Below are 3569 nucleotides of genomic sequence, written 5' to 3' on the forward strand. Positions count from 1 at the left end.
TCAACGTCAGGTCCAGTGGCACTTCACCACCGACGACGCCCGCATCAAGCTCCGCCATCTATATCCCAATACTTAGCCGCGACAGTGTACTAGTCCGGCGGGTCCGAACACCCAGTGCATGAGGAACGAACAGTCATGGCCACCGACTACGACGCGCCGAGAGTCACCGAATCCGATGAGACGGACGCGTCCCTCGAACAGCTGACCGCAAGCCGGAAAGACACCTAGTCCCCCGTCGTCGACGTCGAGGACACCGACACCGCCGAATCCTTCGAACTGCCCGGTGCCGACCTGTCCGGTGAAGAACTCACCGTCCGCGTTGTCCCAAAGCAGGAAAATTAATTTACTTGCACCAGTTGCTCTTTGGTCCGCCACCGCAGCCGACTCGCTGACGCTGCGCAGCGGATCTGCCGGGACTGCGCCCGAGAAATCGATACACCCGGACGCGCGGACATCTCCTAGCTCTTCGAAACATGTTGCGCCCTTTGAGGTCACCACCTGACCGAAGTCATCACCGCGGCATGAAACCGCAACAGGCACCAAACACCCATTGAGACATAGGCCTGCGAGCTCCTCCAACGGGCCGTAGACGGCACACACCACCGGGTCAACACCGCCCGGCTCCCCCCGGTCAGCTCCACGGCTGTCACGACACCGGTGTGCCGCTTTCGGGGCGATCGCGTCGGTACTGCTCGGTGATCTCGTCGGCGTCCCGTGCCAGCCAGGTCAGCGCTCCCCCACTTCATCCCCAGCCAAGAGCAGGTCCGCCCATCGGCACTGCGGCCCGCGGACGCACACCAACGCCAACCCGGAATCCGCATCCACCACCGGGCGCTGTGCACCAGTCCGCGGCCGCGATCCCGGCCTCCACGTCGGTGATCGCGGAGGATCGTTACCGGCCGTCGATCGGTCAGGCACCGAATCCGCCGCGCCGATCCAACGCCCGGAGTCGAATGCGCGTTTCTTGAGCGGGTGAGCTTGCACCGCCGGCCGCCGGCCGTAGATTCGGACAACCCGAGAAAAGCATGTGGCGTGGGTCACATTTCGACGATCGGGGCGGGCGGCGGATCTACCATTTCCTCGCATCGGAACACGAAGGAGCAGGTCGATAATCCGATACTGCGCCAGCCAAACCTCCATCGACTAGGAGGGATTGGTGCACACCGTTCCGCCGACATCCGCAAATCCGGTCGACCATTTCACACGCCGCCGCACGCCTGAGGAGACATCAGCGAAGCCACCCACCCACGTACACCAACGCGGAACCGCACCGCCCGACTGGCGCGCACCCCTTCCCGGACGCGCACCGCGTGACGAGCGCGGTCAGGGCTCACGCGGCGGGTACCTGTTGCACGTCCCGGCGAGGCCCGGCCGGAGCGGACTACACTCCGACCGGGCCGCTTCGGCTCACCTGGGCTTCACCGCATCTCCGGCGACCCCGGGCGCGTATGCCACAGCGGCCGAGATAGTTTCATCTTCCGCTGATACTCGAGCCGCAGACTCGACGTCGAGGGCTCAGCCCGCCCCGCACTGACAACCGCGAACCAACACCCTCGCCCGCCTGCTTACGTCGTCGCCCTCACCCGACACAGATCAGTACACCCACGACCGCTACCGCAACCAGCGAGGCGCCGCCGCAGATCAACCACGCCCGCGTTGCCAACTGCCGCCACCGATCGCACCTCTCGTGCACGTCCGCGGCCGATCCCCGTGGGTTCAGATCGGACGCTTGGGACTCCGAGACACGGCGGACCTTCGCGTCCGCTCGTGCCGCCACACCGAACGAGACGGGGACCACCACCAATGCGACCACCAGTAGACCAACCATCGCGCCCATGCCCGTCCCGAACACTGTCATTCCTTCCACACCAACAGGCGTCCGTTACAGGTACCGCGCGTTGATCACCGGCGACGCGGAGCCATGAGCACAACCACGCCCCTGTCAGCTCTATCGCCGAACTGCCACCGAGTGTTTCACTCACCGGGAATCGGCGGCGGACCATGAGTCGCCGCGGGCCTACACGCCAGGCATCGGGAACTTCCACACCGCCACCACAACCACGCCCATGATGAGCCCGGCGTACAGAACAGTGCCAACCACACCGACCCGCAACGTATTCAGCAGACTGGAGCCCAGGTACCCGGCGATCCGTGCCATGACAACTCTTCTCTCACGTGCAGATGTTCTCGACTGCCACGTCGATGACGCGCACCAACTACCTTGGACCGACTTCGACACCTGCACATCGGCCGAAATACCTACACCCAGTCCCGTATTTGGGTCTGGAGGTTTGGGTCTCGGCTCAGGGTTGCAACCGAACACCCCCGAGCGCCAGGCTTCTCCCACAAATTTGGCTGTGTTCTACGTCACACAGCCGGTGCCCGAACCATGTTGCCCAAGCATTTCGCTGCACCAGCACAAATCGTGCGGGGGTGCCGACCCGGCCGCCGGCACTGATCCGACTGGGCCGTTGGCCATCAGCCACAACGGTAGGTGAGCAACTCGCCGCACATACTCGATTCCGCAGAACAGCTACGAGCACTGCTGGGAGACGCTGCAGCACAGAACAATCGGCGTCCCGATCGATACGGGATTCTCACGCAATCATTCGATGCCGAAATCCACTCGCATTGCTATGGCGAAGGAGAACACACCAATTCCGGCAGTACCACCCCTGCCGCAGGCTCGCGCCGATCGCGACTGGGCAACTCCCACCGGATCGTGCACGCACCGCAAGGAAGCGTCGAGATCACACTTACTGGTCGGTTATTCAGCGGTGCTGAAATAATGCAATGGCGTGGATCACACTCCCTGGACTTCCGGGCTCCGGCTCACGAAGATCATTGATGCGCTGCTCGTTACTACGTGCAGGTTGTCCGTGTAGCGCCCCTGCCAACTGATATACATCGTTGGCGGGGGCTGCGCTTGGCTGCGCCTCAACACATCTACCGGTCCGCCGCCCCTGTGGGCATCTCCGACGCGGCGACCTCGGCTGACGTGTCACCCTCGGAGCGAGTCACCGTCGCCTCCCATCTCGTTCGTTTACTTCTGCGCACTCATCCTCGGCGCCGCCCTTCGCCGCCCGGACACGACGCAGACCATCGGCACACCCGAGCTCGGCAGACCGCTTCCGACTCGCACGCGAACCACGTTGTCCACCAGTCATAGTCAGCCGTTTCGGACCGTCACGGCGCAGAGCGAATATCGACGACCGGCCTCGGGTGGTGCTGTAGACGCAGCATAGCGCGGTATCGGCGCGGATCGTTGTGATCAGGGCAGCAGGCAACGGTGGGCGGATCCGGGTAGGTCTCTCCGATTCAGTCCTGCGTCAGGTCGTCGGCCATGTCCCGCAGATCCTGCTCGAGAGTGCGAAAAGCACTCCCGGCCGAACCCCTGCCCGGGGCATTACCCCGTGACTTCCAGGCGTGGGCAAAACGCACCAGGATCGGCATCGCGGAGCCGGAGAAGGAAAAGAGGTTGTCCCGGGTCTCGTAGAAGTTTAGGTGGCGGTCCCCCCGCTCGAGACCTGCCGTGTGGTAGGTGTCGGGCGTCCGCCAAAGACACACCG

At 63.8% G+C, this 3569-nt stretch carries 3 protein-coding genes and 1 pseudogene; 1 reads left to right on the forward strand and 3 read right to left on the reverse strand.

All coding sequences use genetic code 11. The features are described from left to right. Positions 1-135: 135 nt before the first annotated feature. A pseudogene (locus ACFVJ3_RS49225) lies at positions 136-462 on the forward strand (DUF4193 domain-containing protein). A gap of 1117 nt (positions 463-1579) precedes the next feature. Here the strand turns inward: ACFVJ3_RS49225 and ACFVJ3_RS49230 are convergent. The 3 genes from ACFVJ3_RS49230 to ACFVJ3_RS49240 all read right to left on the reverse strand — a co-directional run. Continuing rightward, complete coding sequence (locus tag ACFVJ3_RS49230) at positions 1580-1852, reverse strand: hypothetical protein (protein ID WP_378459004.1); 273 nt, start codon at positions 1850-1852, stop codon at positions 1580-1582. A 165-nt stretch (positions 1853-2017) separates the two neighbouring features. After that, on the reverse strand, positions 2018-2158 hold the full coding sequence (locus ACFVJ3_RS49235; RefSeq protein WP_378459002.1) for a hypothetical protein: 141 nt from the start codon (positions 2156-2158) through the stop codon (positions 2018-2020). 1160 nt (positions 2159-3318) lie between these two features. Next, positions 3319-3569, reverse strand: a 251-nt coding sequence (locus ACFVJ3_RS49240; protein WP_378459003.1) for a hypothetical protein, incomplete at its 5' end; no start/stop codon positions are given.

It is taken from the genome of Rhodococcus sp. NPDC127593 (assembly GCF_042671975.1).
Classification (GTDB): Bacteria; Actinomycetota; Actinomycetes; order Mycobacteriales; family Mycobacteriaceae; genus Rhodococcus_F.

Excerpts from the sequence above, each read along its gene's own strand:
- ACFVJ3_RS49235 (WP_378459002.1), bottom strand. The coding sequence starts at position 2,158 with ATGGCACGGATCGCCGGGTACCTGGGCTCCAGTCTGCTGAATACGTTG.